This is a genomic window from Serratia sp. MMO-28, assembly GCF_037199905.1.
GTDB lineage: Bacteria > Pseudomonadota > Gammaproteobacteria > Enterobacterales > Enterobacteriaceae > Chania > Chania oryzae.
Genome location: NZ_JBBCVB010000020.1, coordinates 19981 through 33469, shown reverse-complemented (window position 1 = coordinate 33469; position 13489 = coordinate 19981). Strand labels below are relative to the sequence as shown.

The window sequence follows — 13489 nt, the reverse complement described above, 5'->3', positions numbered from 1 at the left end:
GCAAAAAAGGTCGCTTCGGCGGCCTTTTTAGTAATGTGGCGGCGGCGTTTCCTCTGACTGTGGGGCGATCATAGAAGGTTGCGTCGCACGCAGTTTATCGGTGAGTAAGCGCAGATGTTCCTGCAGCTTCAGCATTTCAAGCTGATGCTGCACCACGGTTTGATTAAGTTCTTCAATGGTGACTTCCTGAAAAGCCTGGCGGCTTTCCAGCTCTTCCAGCCGCTTTAACAGACTTTCGTTGTCGGCATTGTGCATGATATTACCTCTGGCACTGTTCAATCCGGGAGACTGGCGCTATGTTAACAGTAGCTGCCCGCTTTGCGCTGCGCTATTTATGAATGCGGTGTCTTTACATCCCATCACATCCCTAGGATGTGCTGAGGAAAAGAGCGCTTCAAGTCGTCGGGGTGGATAGTCCAGCGTGGCTGCCGTTAGAAGAAAGCTCTGAATTATCAGCTAGCTAGGCAGAGGTTGGAAACTTATAGGCAAATCTAAGGTCACACTTTGACTCGATTGGTCACCTGTGTGGCTGTTTTGTTTTGTTTCAGGCAGCTATAGTAGCCCGGTTAACTTACTTAATGATCGTTTGGAGCACTGCTTCAAACACTGGAGAAATGGATGAAATCTTTGTTTAAAGTCACGCTTCTGGCAACGACCATGGCTTTCGCTCTGGGTACCACTCAGGTAATGGCTGCTGATGCCGCTAAACCCGCTGATGCGCCTGCTGCTGAAGCGGCTAAACCTGCAGAAGCACCAAGCACCGGCAAATTCAAGAATGATGATGAGCAGGCTGCGTATGCCCTGGGTGCTTCACTGGGTCGTTACATGGAAAACTCGCTGAAAGAGCAAGAAAAGCTGGGTATCACGCTGGATAAAGAGCAGTTGATCTCTGGTGTTCAGGATGCGTTTGCCAACAAGAGCAAGCTGAACGATGGCGATATTGAGAAAACTCTGCAAAGCTTTGAAGCACGTGTGAAAGCTTCTGCTCAGGCGAAGATGGAGCAGGATGCCAAAGAAAACGAAGCCAAAGGGGCTAAATACAGCGAAGCTTTCGCCAAAGAGAAAGGCGTGAAGAAAACTGAGTCTGGCTTGCTGTACCTGGTAGAGAAAGAAGGTACCGGTGAAGCACCAAAAGACAGCGATACTGTCGTGGTGAACTACAAAGGGACTCTGACCGATGGTACTGAGTTTGACAACTCTTACACCCGTGGCGAGCCGCTGTCGTTCCGTCTGGATGGTGTGATCCCAGGTTGGACCGAAGGCCTAAAACACATTAAGAAAGGCGGCAAAATCAAGCTGGTTATTCCACCGGCCTTGGCCTACGGTAAAACGGGTGTTCCAGGGATCCCAGCCAACTCTACTCTGGTGTTTGACGTTGAACTGCTGGATGTGAAACCAGCCGCTAAAGTTGACGAAAAAGCAGCAGAAGAAAAAGCAGCTGAAGAGCCAGCAGCAGAAGCTAAACCAGCAGACGCTAAAGCGAAATAAGCCGTTTTTCCCCAACCGCCGCGAAGGTTCTTCGCGGCGGTTGTCATTTCTGTCCCAGCGAATAATGCAAAATCCCCTGCAAGTTTACTTTCTCCCCTTACTGATTGCTTGACGCCTGCCGGGCATCGGGCTTAACGTCATTACCACGCGCAAATGCAAGGATGTTGATTTGGCTATTTTGCCAAGTCCAATGTCTGGATTTATGAGTTATGCGCCTGCCCCTAAGGGCGTGTATCTAAAGCTGTTTCTGGCTTCCCGCTGACGGAACTCTGCACGAGCAGTTTTAGCTGCGTCCCCTGGCTCAGGCGATCTATGAGGGTGGTATCTTCGATGTCTAATTCGCTTTTATCCGGCGAAGCCAGTGAACTTGATTTGCTGAATGAGCGTCCGTTTAGCCAGACGGATCATGAAATCCTGAAATCTTACGAAGCCGTGGTGGACGGCCTGGCGATGTTGATCGGTGCTCATTGTGAAATCGTGCTGCATTCGTTGGAAGATCTGAAGTGTTCTGCAGTACGTATCGCCAATGGTGAGCATACCGGGCGCAAAATCGGTTCGCCTATCACTGACTTGGCGCTGCGTATGCTGCATGACATGGCTGGTGCCGACAGCAGCGTTTCCCAGGCCTATTTCACCCGTGCCAAAAGCGGCGTGCTGATGAAATCAGTGACTATCGCCATTCGTAATCGCGAGCAACGTGTGATCGGCCTATTGTGTATCAACATGAACCTTGATGTGCCGTTCTCGCAGGTGATACAGACATTTATGCCGCCAGAAACTCAGGAAGTGGCCTCTTCGGTCAACTTCGCGTCTTCCGTGGACGATCTGGTTGCCCAAACGCTGGAATTCACTATCGAAGAGGTGAACGTCGATCGCAACGTGTCCAATAACGCCAAAAATCGCCAGATAGTGCTTAACCTCTACGAAAAAGGCATTTTTGATATCAAGGATGCGATTAACCAGGTGGCCGAGCGTCTGAATATCTCCAAACATACCGTGTACCTGTATATCCGCCAGTTTAAAAGCGGCGATCTGTTGGGAAGTGAGCGTTGATGCTGAATTACTGCCTGCTGGTCACCGGCCCGGCGTATGGCACCCAGCAGGCCAGCAGTGCCTGGCAGTTTGCTCAGGCGTTGCTGGCGGCCGGGCATAACCTCTCTAGCGTGTTTTTTTACCGCGAAGGTGTTTTGAATGCCAATCAACTGACCTCCCCGGCGAGCGACGAGTTCGATTTGGTGCGTGCCTGGGTTGGGTTATCCAGGCAACACGGCATTGAGCTGAATATCTGCGTCGCTGCGGCTTTGCGGCGCGGTATTACCGATGAGCAGGAAGCCGCACAGCTTGGGCTGAGTTCGGCTAATTTGCAGGAGGGGTTCACCCTCAGTGGTTTGGGATCGCTGGCGCAAGCTGCGTTGAGTTGCGATCGCCTGGTGCAGTTTTAAGAGAGCAAGATGAAACGAGTGGCGTTTGTTTTTACCCATGGGCCGCATGGCAGTTCTGCCGGTAGAGAGGGGCTGGATGCGCTGCTTGCAACTTCGGCGTTGAGCGAAGATATCGGCGTATTTTTTATCGGCGATGGCGTGTTGCAACTGCTTCCAGGCCAGCAGCCGGAAAAGATTCTGGCGCGTAATTACATCGCCACCTTCGGTGTGTTGCCATTGTATGACGTCGAGAACTGTTATCTCTGCGAGGCGTCACTGCAGGATCGCGGTTTGCAACAGACCACTGACTGGGTGCTGGCGGCAGAGGTTTTGCCAGCGGATAGGCTGCGACAGCAGTTGGCCGCTTATGATGTGGTGATGACTTTCTAGTAGGATATTTTCATGCTGTATACCCTGAGCCATTCACCGAGTTATTGCGATTTGCCCACCTTGTTACGGCTCACCATGCAGGATGACGCCCTATTGCTGCTGCAGGACGGCGTGTTGGCGGGCCTTATGGGCAGCACTCACCTTGATCTGCTGCTCAATGCCCCCATATCTCTGTATGCGCTGCAGGCCGATGTCGAGGCTAGAGGGTTGGTTGGTCATATTTCGCACGATATTACGCTTGTCGACTATACTCACTTCGTTGAATTAACCGAAAAGCATCCTAGCCAAATGGCGTGGTAATCGACGGGATGTTGTATATTTCTTGACACCTCTACTGGTCAGCCATAAAATTCTGCGTCCTCGTACTTTGCCAGTAGTGCATACGAGGGGATTTATCACATGTTTACGAAGCAAGAAACGAAGCAAAAACCAGGAGCTTTTTAATGGCAACAATTAATCAGCTGGTTCGCAAACCACGCTCTGTGAAGGCTGCTAAAAGCAACGTTCCAGCGCTGGAAGCCTGCCCGCAGAAACGTGGTGTATGTACCCGCGTATATACTACTACCCCGAAAAAACCAAACTCAGCACTGCGTAAAGTTTGCCGTGTGCGTTTGACTAACGGTTTCGAAGTGACTTCCTACATCGGTGGTGAAGGCCACAACCTGCAGGAACACTCCGTGATCCTGATCCGCGGCGGTCGTGTAAAAGACCTGCCAGGTGTGCGTTATCACACCGTTCGCGGCGCACTTGACTGCTCCGGTGTTAAAGACCGTAAGCAAGCTCGTTCCAAGTACGGCGTGAAGAAGCCAAAGGCTTAATGGTTCTTCGTTAAGTAAGGCCAAACATTTTCACTTTAATGTCAAAATAAACTCGTAGAGTTTTGGACAATCCTGAATTTACAACGGAGTATTTCCATGCCACGTCGTCGCGTTATTGGTCAACGTAAAATCCTGCCAGATCCTAAGTTCGGATCCGAGCTGTTGGCCAAATTTGTTAATATCCTGATGGTAGATGGTAAAAAATCTACTGCAGAAGCAATCGTCTATACCGCGCTGGAAACCCTGGCCCAGCGTTCTGGTAAAGGTCACCTGGAAGCTTTCGAAGTCGCTCTCGACAACGTTCGCCCGACTGTAGAAGTTAAGTCGCGTCGCGTTGGCGGTTCTACTTACCAGGTACCAGTTGAAGTTCGTCCGGTTCGTCGTAATGCCCTGGCAATGCGTTGGATCGTTGATGCTGCTCGTAAACGTGGTGATAAATCCATGGCTCTGCGCCTGGCGAACGAACTGTCTGACGCAGCAGAGAACAAAGGTTCTGCTGTTAAGAAGCGTGAAGACGTTCACCGTATGGCAGAGGCCAACAAGGCGTTCGCCCACTACCGCTGGTAATTACCACGCTGTAGTTATGCTAACCAAGCGGGCGCGTCAAGTCGCTAACCCGCTTGGATTAACCGAACTTGAACGCCTAAGGCAATAGAGGAATCAAATGGCTCGTACAACACCCATTGCGCGCTACCGTAATATCGGTATCAGTGCTCACATCGACGCCGGTAAGACCACCACTACCGAACGTATTCTGTTCTATACCGGTGTAAACCATAAGATTGGTGAAACGCACGAAGGCACCGCGACCATGGACTGGATGGAGCAGGAACAGGAACGTGGTATCACTATCACCTCCGCTGCGACCACCGCTTTCTGGTCTGGTATGGCCAAGCAGTTTGAACCGCACCGTATCAACATCATCGATACCCCGGGGCACGTTGACTTCACTATCGAAGTAGAACGTTCCATGCGTGTCCTTGATGGTGCAGTAATGGTTTACTGTGCGGTTGGTGGTGTTCAGCCGCAGTCTGAAACCGTATGGCGTCAGGCAAACAAATACAAAGTTCCACGCATCGCGTTCGTTAACAAAATGGACCGCATGGGTGCTAACTTCCTGAAAGTTGTTGGCCAGCTTAAATCTCGTCTGGCAGCGAACCCGGTTCCATTGCAACTGGCGATCGGCGCGGAAGAGAAATTCACCGGTGTTGTTGACCTGGTGAAAATGAAAGCCATCAACTGGAGCGATGCTGACCAGGGCGTGTCCTTCGAATACGAAGAGATCCCGGCGGACATGCAGGAACTGGCTGAAGAATGGCACCAGAATCTGGTTGAGTCTGCTGCTGAAGCTTCAGAAGAGCTGATGGATAAGTACTTGGGTGGCGAAGAGCTGACCGAGGAAGAAATCAAGAAAGCTCTGCGTCAGCGCGTGCTGAACAACGAAATTATCCTGGTTACCTGTGGTTCTGCGTTTAAAAACAAAGGCGTACAGGCAATGCTGGATGCGGTTGTCGAATATCTGCCTGCGCCAACTGACGTTGAATCCATCAACGGTATTCTGGACGACGGTAAAGATACGCCAGCAGTGCGTCATTCTGACGACAAAGAGCCGTTCTCGGCGCTGGCGTTTAAGATCGCTACCGACCCATTCGTGGGTAACCTGACGTTCTTCCGTGTTTACTCCGGTGTGGTTAACTCCGGTGATACCGTACTGAACTCAGTGAAAGCACAGCGTGAACGTCTGGGCCGTATTGTTCAGATGCATGCTAACAAGCGTGAAGAGATCAAAGAAGTTCGTGCTGGTGACATCGCTGCGGCTATCGGTCTGAAAGACGTAACCACCGGTGACACTCTATGTGATCCAGCTAACCCGATCATTCTGGAGCGTATGGAGTTCCCAGATCCGGTAATTTCGGTTGCTGTTGAGCCGAAAACCAAAGCTGACCAAGAAAAAATGGGTCTGGCTCTGGGCCGTCTGGCGAAGGAAGATCCATCCTTCCGCGTGTGGACTGACGAAGAGTCAGGTCAAACCATCATCGCAGGTATGGGTGAACTGCACCTGGATGTACTGGTTGACCGTATGCGTCGTGAATTTAACGTTGAAGCGAACGTCGGTAAGCCGCAGGTTGCTTATCGTGAAACGATTCGCGACAAAGTTACTGACATCGAAGGTAAGCATGCTAAGCAGTCTGGTGGTCGCGGTCAGTATGGTCACGTAGTGATCGATATGATGCCATTGCCTCCAGGCGGTGCTGGTTATGAATTTGTCAACGACATCGTGGGTGGTACGATTCCTAAGGAATTCATCCCTGCTGTTGATAAAGGCATCCAGGAGCAGTTGAAAGCTGGTCCTCTGGCTGGTTATCCGGTTGTTGACATCAAGGTGCGTCTGCACTTCGGTTCTTACCACGATGTTGACTCCTCTGAATTGGCGTTTAAATTGGCCGCTTCTATCGCGTTTAAAGACGCGTTTAAGAAAGCCAAGCCAGTTCTGCTTGAGCCAGTGATGAAGGTTGAAGTCGAAACCCCTGAAGATTACATGGGTGACGTTATTGGTGACCTGAACCGTCGTCGCGGTATGATCGAAGGCATGGATGATACTGCCACCGGTAAAACCGTTCGCGCTCAGGTTCCACTGTCTGAAATGTTTGGTTATGCTACTGACCTGCGTTCTCAGACCCAGGGCCGTGCTTCATACTCCATGGAGTTCTTGAAGTATGCTGAAGCGCCGAACAACGTCGCTCAGGCCGTTATCGAAGCCCGTGGTAAATAAGCTGCCGGGTTTAAAACATTGATCCAGTGCTCTCTCCATGAGGGGGGAGCATAAGAGTAAGGAATATAGCCGTGTCTAAAGAAAAATTTGAACGTTCCAAACCGCACGTTAACGTTGGTACTATCGGCCACGTTGACCATGGTAAAACTACCCTGACTGCTGCAATCACTACCGTACTGGCTAAAACCTACGGCGGTAACGCACGTGCTTTCGATCAGATCGATAACGCGCCAGAAGAAAAAGCTCGTGGTATCACCATCAACACCTCTCACGTTGAATATGACACCCCGACTCGTCACTACGCGCACGTTGACTGCCCAGGGCACGCCGACTACGTGAAAAACATGATCACCGGTGCTGCTCAGATGGACGGCGCGATCCTGGTAGTTGCTGCGACTGATGGCCCAATGCCACAGACCCGTGAGCACATCCTGCTGGGTCGTCAGGTTGGCGTTCCTTACATCATCGTGTTCATGAACAAATGTGACATGGTTGATGATGAAGAGCTGCTGGAACTGGTAGAAATGGAAGTGCGTGAACTTCTGTCTGCTTATGACTTCCCTGGTGATGATCTGCCGGTGGTTCGTGGTTCAGCTCTGCAAGCGCTGAATGGCGTGCCAGAGTGGGAAGAGAAGATCATCGAGCTGGCTGGTCATCTGGATTCTTACATCCCAGAACCAGAGCGTGCGATTGACAAGCCATTCCTGCTGCCAATCGAAGACGTTTTCTCCATCTCCGGTCGTGGTACCGTTGTTACCGGTCGTGTAGAGCGCGGTATCATCAAGGTTGGTGAAGAAGTTGAAATCGTTGGTATCAAAGACACCGTTAAGTCTACCTGTACCGGCGTTGAAATGTTCCGCAAACTGCTGGACGAAGGCCGTGCGGGTGAGAACGTAGGTGTTCTGCTGCGTGGTATCAAGCGTGAAGACATCGAGCGTGGTCAGGTTCTGGCTAAACCAGGTTCTATCAAGCCACACACCAAATTTGACTCAGAAGTGTATATCCTGAGCAAAGAAGAAGGTGGCCGTCATACGCCATTCTTCAAAGGCTACCGTCCACAGTTCTACTTCCGTACAACTGACGTGACCGGTACCATCGAACTGCCAGAAGGCGTAGAGATGGTAATGCCAGGCGATAACGTGAACATGGTTGTAACCCTGATTCACCCAATCGCGATGGACGACGGTCTGCGTTTCGCAATCCGTGAAGGCGGCCGTACTGTAGGTGCGGGCGTGGTTGCTAAAGTTCTTGCTTAATAGCAAGTAACTTAGAAGCACGAAAAGAGGGCACTTAGGTGCCCTTTTTTTATACAATTTATTTAAATGTTAATTGAAATAAAAACAATTCCTATTTAGACTTACTGTATTGGTTAAGAAGTGAGTCTTTCTATGTATGTATGTCTGTGTAATGCCGTGACTGATAAAGCAATCCGCAAGGCGGTTCGTCAGCACAACCCCCATACCATGAAGCAGTTGCGTGACTTGGTGCCGCTTGGCACTGACTGTGGGAAGTGCATTCGTCAGGCAAGGCAAATTATGGTGGAGGAACGCGCGAGCATCATCCATATGCATAAAGTCGCCTAATAAAAGGTATGGTTATTTTTTGACTCTTGTTCAGCAGGTTCTACACTTCTAGAACTGCCTAGGAGGACATACTTATGAAAGGTGATAAAAAACTTATTGCTCATCTCAACAAACTGCTCGGTAACGAGTTGGTTGCCATCAATCAATACTTCCTGCATGCGCGAATGTTCAAAAACTGGGGGCTGATGCGCCTCAATGATAAGGAATATCACGAGTCCATCGATGAGATGAAACATGCCGATCGTTATATCGAGCGTATTTTGTTCCTTGAGGGGATACCTAACCTGCAGGATCTCGGTAAGCTGAATATTGGTGAAGATATCGAAGAGATGCTGAGGTCCGATTTGGCACTTGAGTTGGATGGTGCTAAAAATCTGCGGGAAGCTATCGCTTATGCCGACTCGATCCATGATTATGTCAGCCGCGATCTGATGAGGGATGTGCTGGCCGATGAGGAAGGGCACATCGACTGGCTGGAAACTGAGCTGAGTCTGATCGAACGTCTCGGCATTCAAAACTATGCCCAAGCACAGATACTCGAGCGTAAAGACTGATTTTCACGGTTTTTTATAGCCCCTCGCCTGATTCGTGATTTAAGAGCAGTAGGTTAGGGGGCTATTATCAATGATTGCCACTTCCTCTGTTTTACCTCAAAGCGTCACTGCAAACCAAGATCGCCGCAATCCTGCGCATATTTCCATCCGTGACTTGCTTCCTGGCCCGTTTTGCGTATAATGCGCGGGCTTACCTGATCAAGGTAAGCCTGATTTTAGCGAATCAGTCGATAGGCAAGCTCGTTTTGCCCTTCGAACAATACTCCCGATATGGGGGTTATATGTTGACGATTACACTCCCCCATCAATCGAAATGGGTGTGAGGAGTAATTATTTACGTTTATAAATAATTGGAGCTCTGGTCTCATGCAGAACCAAAGAATCCGTATCCGCCTGAAAGCGTTTGATCATCGTCTGATCGATCAATCAACTGCGGAAATCGTCGAGACTGCCAAGCGCACTGGTGCGCAAGTCCGTGGTCCGATCCCGCTGCCAACTCGCAAAGAGCGCTTTACCGTTCTGATCTCTCCGCACGTCAACAAAGATGCGCGTGATCAGTACGAGATTCGCACTCACAAGCGTCTGGTTGACATCGTTGAGCCAACCGAGAAAACCGTTGATGCTCTGATGCGTCTGGATCTGGCTGCCGGTGTAGACGTGCAGATCAGCCTGGGTTAATCAGGTCATTGAGCGATTGAGAGGTTGAAACAATGATTGGTTTAGTCGGTAAAAAAGTGGGCATGACGCGTATCTTCACTGAAGATGGCGTTTCTATCCCAGTAACCGTAATTGAAATTGAAGCGAACCGCGTGACTCAGGTTAAAGACCTGGCGACCGACGGGTACCGTGCCATTCAGGTCACTACCGGTAGCAAAAAAGCTAACCGTGTGACCAAACCGGAAGCGGGCCATTTCGCTAAAGCTGGCGTTGAAGCTGGCCGTGGTCTGTGGGAATTCCGCCTTGAAGAAGGCCAAGAGTTCGCTGCAGGTCAGGAAATTAGCGTTGAGATTTTCTCTGACGTTAAAAAAGTCGACGTTACCGGTACTTCTAAAGGTAAAGGTTTTGCTGGCACTGTAAAGCGCTGGAACTTCCGTACCCAAGACGCTACCCACGGTAACTCCTTGTCTCACCGCGTTCCGGGTTCTATCGGTCAGAACCAGACTCCGGGCAAAGTGTTCAAAGGCAAGAAAATGGCTGGCCACCTGGGTGACGAGCGTGTAACCGTTCAAAGCCTGGACGTAGTACGTGTTGACGCTGAGCGCAACCTGCTGCTGGTTAAGGGTGCTGTACCGGGTGCTACCGGTGGCAACCTGATCGTTAAACCAGCTGTGAAGGCGTAAGGGGATAGCAATGGAATTAGTATTGAAAGACGCGCAAAGCGCGCTGACTGTTTCCGAAACTACCTTCGGTCGTGATTTCAACGAAGCGCTGGTACACCAGGTTGTTGTTGCTTATGCAGCAGGTGCCCGTCAAGGTACTCGTGCTCAGAAGACCCGTGCTGAAGTAACTGGTTCCGGTAAAAAACCGTGGCGTCAGAAAGGTACTGGCCGTGCGCGTTCAGGTTCTGTAAAGAGCCCGATCTGGCGTTCCGGTGGTGTAACCTTCGCTGCCAAGCCACAGGACCACAGTCAGAAAGTAAACAAAAAGATGTACCGCGGCGCGCTGAAAAGCATTCTGTCCGAACTGGTACGTCAAGATCGTCTGATCGTTGTCGAGAAGTTCTCTGTAGAAGCGCCTAAAACCAAGCTGCTGGCACAGAAACTGAAAGATATGGCGCTGGAAGATGTGCTGATCGTGACCGGTGAACTGGATGAGAATCTGTTCCTGGCTGCGCGTAACCTGTACAAGGTTGACGTGCGCGATGTAGCAGGTATCGACCCAGTTAGCCTGATCGCCTTCGACAAAGTGGTTATGACTGCTGATGCTGTGAAGCAAGTTGAGGAGATGCTGGCATGATCCGTGAAGAACGTTTGCTGAAAGTGCTGCGTGCACCGCACGTATCTGAAAAAGCATCCGCAGCGATGGAAAAAAGTAACACCATCGTTCTCAAAGTTGCCAAAGACGCGACCAAAGCAGAAATCAAAGCTGCAGTGCAGAAACTGTTTGAAGTCGAAGTCGAAGACGTAAACACCCTGGTAGTTAAAGGGAAAGTGAAGCGTCACGGTCAGCGTGTTGGTCGTCGTAGCGACTGGAAAAAAGCTTACGTCACCCTGAAAGAAGGCCAGAATCTGGACTTCATCGGCGGCGCAGAGTAAGTCGGAGGAGTAAGAACAATGGCAATTGTTAAATGTAAACCTACATCTCCGGGTCGTCGCCATGTTGTTAAAGTGGTTAACCCTGAGCTGCACAAGGGTAAACCTTACGCCCCGTTGCTTGAGAAATTGAGCAAAAGCGGTGGTCGTAACAACAATGGTCGTATCACCACCCGTCATATCGGTGGTGGCCACAAGCAACACTATCGTCTGGTTGACTTCAAACGCAACAAAGATGGTATCCCTGCTGTGGTTGAGCGTCTGGAGTACGATCCGAACCGTTCCGCGAACATCGCGCTGGTTCTGTACAAAGACGGCGAACGCCGTTACATCCTGGCGCCGAAAGGCCTGAAAGCTGGTGACCAGATCCAATCTGGTGTTGATGCTGCAATCAAAGCAGGTAACACCCTGCCGATGCGCAACATTCCAGTCGGTTCAACGGTTCATAACGTAGAAATGAAACCAGGTAAAGGCGGCCAGCTGGCTCGTTCTGCCGGTGCTTACGTTCAGATCGTTGCACGTGATGGTTCCTACGTAACTCTGCGTCTGCGCTCTGGCGAAATGCGTAAAGTTCCAGTTGATTGCCGCGCCACCCTGGGTGAAGTCGGTAACGCTGAACATATGCTTCGCGTTCTGGGTAAAGCAGGTGCTGCACGTTGGCGTGGTGTTCGTCCTACCGTTCGCGGTACGGCGATGAACCCAGTCGATCACCCGCACGGTGGTGGTGAAGGTCGTAACTTTGGTAAGCACCCGGTAACTCCGTGGGGCGTTCAGACCAAAGGTAAGAAGACCCGTAGCAACAAGCGTACTGACAAGTTCATCGTACGTCGCCGTAGTAAAAAATAATTAGAGGATAAGCCATGCCACGTTCTCTCAAGAAAGGTCCTTTTATTGACCTGCACTTGCTGAAGAAGGTAGAGAAAGCGGTGGAAAGCGGTGACAAGAAGCCTTTGCGCACTTGGTCCCGTCGTTCAACGATCTTTCCTAACATGATCGGTTTGACCATCGCTGTCCATAATGGTCGTCAGCACGTACCAGTGTTCGTTTCCGATGAAATGGTCGGTCACAAACTGGGTGAATTCGCGCCGACTCGTACTTATCGCGGCCATGCGGCTGATAAAAAAGCTAAAAAGCGCTAAGGTAGGAGGAAGAGATGGAAACTATCGCTAAACATCGCCACGCTCGTTCTTCTGCTCAGAAGGTTCGCCTTGTTGCAGACCTGATCCGCGGTAAGAAAGTGTCGCAAGCTCTGGAAACCCTGACCTATACCAACAAGAAAGCTGCTGGTCTGGTTAAGAAAGTGCTGGAGTCTGCCATTGCTAACGCAGAACACAACGATGGCGCTGACATCGATGATCTGAAAGTCACGAAAATTTTCGTCGACGAAGGCCCAAGCATGAAGCGCATTATGCCGCGTGCAAAAGGTCGTGCAGATCGCATCCTGAAGCGCACCAGCCACATTACTGTGGTTGTGTCCGATCGCTGAGACTCTGGAGACTAGCAATGGGTCAGAAAGTACATCCTAATGGTATTCGCCTGGGTATTGTCAAACCTTGGAACTCTACTTGGTATGCGAATACCAAAGAATTCGCTGACAACCTGGACAGCGACTTTAAAGTTCGCCAATTCTTGACTAAAGAACTGGCGAAAGCTTCCGTTTCGCGCATCGTTATCGAGCGTCCTGCGAAGAGCATCCGTGTGACTATTCACACCGCTCGTCCAGGCATCGTTATCGGCAAGAAAGGTGAAGATGTCGAAAAACTGCGTAAGGTCGTAGCGGATATCGCTGGCGTTCCTGCACAGATTAACATCGCCGAAGTCCGTAAACCGGAACTGGACGCTAAATTGGTTGCTGACAGCATCACTTCACAGCTGGAACGTCGCGTTATGTTCCGTCGTGCTATGAAGCGTGCTGTACAGAACGCAATGCGTCTTGGCGCTAAAGGTATCAAAGTTGAAGTAAGCGGCCGTCTTGGCGGTGCTGAAATCGCGCGTACCGAATGGTACCGTGAAGGTCGTGTTCCGTTGCACACACTGCGTGCGGATATCGATTACAACACATCTGAAGCGCACACCACTTATGGTGTAATCGGCGTTAAGGTATGGATCTTCAAAGGTGAGATCCTGGGTGGTATGGCTGCAGTTGAACAACCGGAACCGGCTGCTCAACCTAAAAAGCAGCAGCGTAAAGGCCGCAAGTAAGGAGAGTC

General features: G+C 50.6%; 20 protein-coding genes. 19 read left to right on the top strand and 1 reads right to left on the bottom strand.

Translation table 11 applies throughout. The features are described 5' to 3' along the window. Positions 1–27: 27 nt before the first annotated feature. Positions 28–255 carry a protein SlyX gene (locus WG891_RS17635; RefSeq protein WP_337263932.1) on the bottom strand — a complete coding sequence of 76 codons (228 nt, stop codon included), beginning with the start codon at positions 253–255 and terminating at the stop codon, positions 28–30. Between the two features lie 363 nt (positions 256–618). Here WG891_RS17635 and fkpA point away from each other — a divergent pair, with 363 nt between their 5' ends. From fkpA to rpsC, 19 genes are all read left to right on the top strand, one after another. Then, entirely contained in the window at positions 619–1488 is an 870-nt protein-coding gene (fkpA, locus tag WG891_RS17630) for an FKBP-type peptidyl-prolyl cis-trans isomerase (RefSeq protein ID WP_337263931.1), read from the top strand. Between the two features lie 330 nt (positions 1489–1818). Next, the gene (locus tag WG891_RS17625) at positions 1819–2541 is read left to right on the top strand and encodes a helix-turn-helix transcriptional regulator (RefSeq protein ID WP_076943305.1); all 723 of its coding nucleotides are present in this window, start codon (positions 1819–1821) and stop codon (positions 2539–2541) included. Then, on the top strand, positions 2541–2930 hold the full coding sequence (gene tusD, locus WG891_RS17620; protein WP_076943269.1) for a sulfurtransferase complex subunit TusD: 390 nt from the start codon (positions 2541–2543) through the stop codon (positions 2928–2930). The genes WG891_RS17625 and tusD overlap by 1 nt, the downstream gene beginning before the upstream one ends. A 9-nt stretch (positions 2931–2939) precedes the next feature. Then, positions 2940–3299: a sulfurtransferase complex subunit TusC gene (gene tusC, locus WG891_RS17615; RefSeq protein WP_337263930.1), complete on the top strand. Its 360-nt coding sequence runs from the start codon at positions 2940–2942 to the stop codon at positions 3297–3299. A 12-nt stretch (positions 3300–3311) separates the two neighbouring features. After that, positions 3312–3599 (top strand): sulfurtransferase complex subunit TusB, encoded by a 288-nt coding sequence (tusB, locus tag WG891_RS17610; RefSeq protein ID WP_337263929.1) that lies wholly within the window; start codon positions 3312–3314, stop codon positions 3597–3599. Between the two features lie 143 nt (positions 3600–3742). Next, positions 3743–4117: a 30S ribosomal protein S12 gene (rpsL, locus tag WG891_RS17605; protein ID WP_004930426.1), complete on the top strand. Its 375-nt coding sequence runs from the start codon at positions 3743–3745 to the stop codon at positions 4115–4117. A 96-nt stretch (positions 4118–4213) separates the two neighbouring features. Beyond that, positions 4214–4684: a 30S ribosomal protein S7 gene (rpsG, locus tag WG891_RS17600; RefSeq protein ID WP_021181637.1), complete on the top strand. Its 471-nt coding sequence runs from the start codon at positions 4214–4216 to the stop codon at positions 4682–4684. 97 nt (positions 4685–4781) lie between these two features. After that, positions 4782–6890 (top strand): elongation factor G, encoded by a 2109-nt coding sequence (fusA, locus tag WG891_RS17595; RefSeq protein ID WP_337263928.1) that lies wholly within the window; start codon positions 4782–4784, stop codon positions 6888–6890. Between the two features lie 71 nt (positions 6891–6961). After that, positions 6962–8146 (top strand): elongation factor Tu, encoded by a 1185-nt coding sequence (tuf, locus tag WG891_RS17590; RefSeq protein ID WP_337263927.1) that lies wholly within the window; start codon positions 6962–6964, stop codon positions 8144–8146. Positions 8147–8278: 132 nt separating this feature from the next. Further along, positions 8279–8473, top strand: coding sequence for a bacterioferritin-associated ferredoxin (gene bfd / locus WG891_RS17585; protein WP_076943274.1), 195 nt, complete (start codon positions 8279–8281; stop codon positions 8471–8473). A 74-nt stretch (positions 8474–8547) separates the two neighbouring features. Continuing rightward, positions 8548–9027: a bacterioferritin gene (gene bfr, locus WG891_RS17580; protein ID WP_337263926.1), complete on the top strand. Its 480-nt coding sequence runs from the start codon at positions 8548–8550 to the stop codon at positions 9025–9027. A gap of 366 nt (positions 9028–9393) precedes the next feature. After that, complete coding sequence (rpsJ, locus tag WG891_RS17575; protein WP_001181005.1) at positions 9394–9705, top strand: 30S ribosomal protein S10; 312 nt, start codon at positions 9394–9396, stop codon at positions 9703–9705. Between the two features lie 32 nt (positions 9706–9737). Next, a complete protein-coding gene (gene rplC, locus WG891_RS17570) occupies positions 9738–10367 on the top strand; it encodes a 50S ribosomal protein L3 (RefSeq protein ID WP_076943276.1) in 630 nt (209 codons plus the stop codon). A 10-nt stretch (positions 10368–10377) separates the two neighbouring features. Then, positions 10378–10983, top strand: coding sequence for a 50S ribosomal protein L4 (gene rplD, locus WG891_RS17565; protein WP_004929779.1), 606 nt, complete (start codon positions 10378–10380; stop codon positions 10981–10983). Beyond that, positions 10980–11282 carry a 50S ribosomal protein L23 gene (rplW, locus tag WG891_RS17560; RefSeq protein ID WP_004951179.1) on the top strand — a complete coding sequence of 101 codons (303 nt, stop codon included), beginning with the start codon at positions 10980–10982 and terminating at the stop codon, positions 11280–11282. The genes rplD and rplW overlap by 4 nt, the downstream gene beginning before the upstream one ends. Before the next feature lie 18 nt (positions 11283–11300). After that, positions 11301–12125 (top strand): 50S ribosomal protein L2, encoded by an 825-nt coding sequence (gene rplB, locus WG891_RS17555; protein ID WP_024912205.1) that lies wholly within the window; start codon positions 11301–11303, stop codon positions 12123–12125. Positions 12126–12139: 14 nt separating this feature from the next. Next, positions 12140–12418, top strand: a complete 279-nt coding sequence (rpsS, locus tag WG891_RS17550; RefSeq protein ID WP_004929772.1) for a 30S ribosomal protein S19 — start codon at positions 12140–12142, stop codon at positions 12416–12418. A gap of 14 nt (positions 12419–12432) precedes the next feature. Next, a complete protein-coding gene (gene rplV, locus WG891_RS17545) occupies positions 12433–12765 on the top strand; it encodes a 50S ribosomal protein L22 (protein WP_002223844.1) in 333 nt (110 codons plus the stop codon). Between the two features lie 17 nt (positions 12766–12782). Further along, positions 12783–13481 (top strand): 30S ribosomal protein S3, encoded by a 699-nt coding sequence (gene rpsC / locus WG891_RS17540; RefSeq protein ID WP_004956187.1) that lies wholly within the window; start codon positions 12783–12785, stop codon positions 13479–13481. Positions 13482–13489 lie beyond the last annotated feature (8 nt).

What these genes read in the sequence shown, in the direction of transcription:
- WG891_RS17635 (WP_337263932.1), bottom strand. Translation starts at nt 255, where the DNA reads ATGCACAATGCCGACAACGAAAGTCTGTTAAAGCGGCTGGAAGAGCTG.
- fkpA (WP_337263931.1), top strand. Translation starts at nt 619, where the DNA reads ATGAAATCTTTGTTTAAAGTCACGCTTCTGGCAACGACCATGGCTTTC.
- WG891_RS17625 (WP_076943305.1), top strand. Translation starts at nt 1,819, where the DNA reads ATGTCTAATTCGCTTTTATCCGGCGAAGCCAGTGAACTTGATTTGCTG.
- tusD (WP_076943269.1), top strand. Translation starts at nt 2,541, where the DNA reads ATGCTGAATTACTGCCTGCTGGTCACCGGCCCGGCGTATGGCACCCAG.
- tusC (WP_337263930.1), top strand. Translation starts at nt 2,940, where the DNA reads ATGAAACGAGTGGCGTTTGTTTTTACCCATGGGCCGCATGGCAGTTCT.
- tusB (WP_337263929.1), top strand. Translation starts at nt 3,312, where the DNA reads ATGCTGTATACCCTGAGCCATTCACCGAGTTATTGCGATTTGCCCACC.
- rpsL (WP_004930426.1), top strand. Translation starts at nt 3,743, where the DNA reads ATGGCAACAATTAATCAGCTGGTTCGCAAACCACGCTCTGTGAAGGCT.
- rpsG (WP_021181637.1), top strand. Translation starts at nt 4,214, where the DNA reads ATGCCACGTCGTCGCGTTATTGGTCAACGTAAAATCCTGCCAGATCCT.
- fusA (WP_337263928.1), top strand. Translation starts at nt 4,782, where the DNA reads ATGGCTCGTACAACACCCATTGCGCGCTACCGTAATATCGGTATCAGT.
- bfd (WP_076943274.1), top strand. Translation starts at nt 8,279, where the DNA reads ATGTATGTATGTCTGTGTAATGCCGTGACTGATAAAGCAATCCGCAAG.
- bfr (WP_337263926.1), top strand. Translation starts at nt 8,548, where the DNA reads ATGAAAGGTGATAAAAAACTTATTGCTCATCTCAACAAACTGCTCGGT.
- rpsJ (WP_001181005.1), top strand. Translation starts at nt 9,394, where the DNA reads ATGCAGAACCAAAGAATCCGTATCCGCCTGAAAGCGTTTGATCATCGT.
- rplC (WP_076943276.1), top strand. Translation starts at nt 9,738, where the DNA reads ATGATTGGTTTAGTCGGTAAAAAAGTGGGCATGACGCGTATCTTCACT.
- rplD (WP_004929779.1), top strand. Translation starts at nt 10,378, where the DNA reads ATGGAATTAGTATTGAAAGACGCGCAAAGCGCGCTGACTGTTTCCGAA.
- rplW (WP_004951179.1), top strand. Translation starts at nt 10,980, where the DNA reads ATGATCCGTGAAGAACGTTTGCTGAAAGTGCTGCGTGCACCGCACGTA.
- rplB (WP_024912205.1), top strand. Translation starts at nt 11,301, where the DNA reads ATGGCAATTGTTAAATGTAAACCTACATCTCCGGGTCGTCGCCATGTT.
- rpsS (WP_004929772.1), top strand. Translation starts at nt 12,140, where the DNA reads ATGCCACGTTCTCTCAAGAAAGGTCCTTTTATTGACCTGCACTTGCTG.
- rplV (WP_002223844.1), top strand. Translation starts at nt 12,433, where the DNA reads ATGGAAACTATCGCTAAACATCGCCACGCTCGTTCTTCTGCTCAGAAG.
- rpsC (WP_004956187.1), top strand. Translation starts at nt 12,783, where the DNA reads ATGGGTCAGAAAGTACATCCTAATGGTATTCGCCTGGGTATTGTCAAA.